Genomic DNA, 446 nt, shown 5'->3' with positions numbered 1-446 from the left:
CGCCCCTACCCCCAGGTGGATTACCTACGTGGCGCGGCGCAGGCAGCCAGCAATATTGATGTTGCCGCACTGCGCCAGAGCGGTATCGAAGGACCGGCACTGGGCGAGGCCATTGAAAAAGCCCGCATTCATGCACTTTCCCACTATAAGAGCGAGTTTAAAAAAACATGGCAGACCCCGTCGCCCTGATTACCGGTAGCGCCCGGCGCATCGGCGCAGAAATCGTTCGCACCCTGCACGCCAATGGCATGCGGGTAATCATTCATTACCGCAACAGCGCACAAGAGGCTCACGCTCTGGCGGACAGCCTGAATAGCTCGCGCCCGGATAGCGCGGCGATTATTCAGGCTGATCTGGATAAGCCCGACCAGGTTAGGCAACTGGCCCATGATGCCCTGGCCTGCTTCGGTCGCATGGATCTGCTGGTCAACAATGCCTCCAGCTTC

The 446-nt window shown here is 59.2% G+C and carries 1 protein-coding gene and 1 pseudogene; both read left to right on the top strand.

Going from position 1 to position 446, the window contains the following annotated elements:
- Positions 1–189, top strand: a pseudogene (gene cca, locus A3730_RS32090) (multifunctional CCA tRNA nucleotidyl transferase/2'3'-cyclic phosphodiesterase/2'nucleotidase/phosphatase); the annotation flags it as partial.
- On the top strand, positions 168–446 hold a 279-nt coding region (locus A3730_RS22345), incomplete at its 3' end, for an SDR family NAD(P)-dependent oxidoreductase (RefSeq protein ID WP_156501298.1). The pseudogene cca and the gene A3730_RS22345, both read left to right, overlap by 22 nt.

Source organism: Alcanivorax sp. HI0044 (assembly GCF_001634945.1).
The sequence above is the reverse complement of the archived record's forward strand: the minus strand, read 5'-3'. Positions and strand labels throughout refer to the sequence as shown.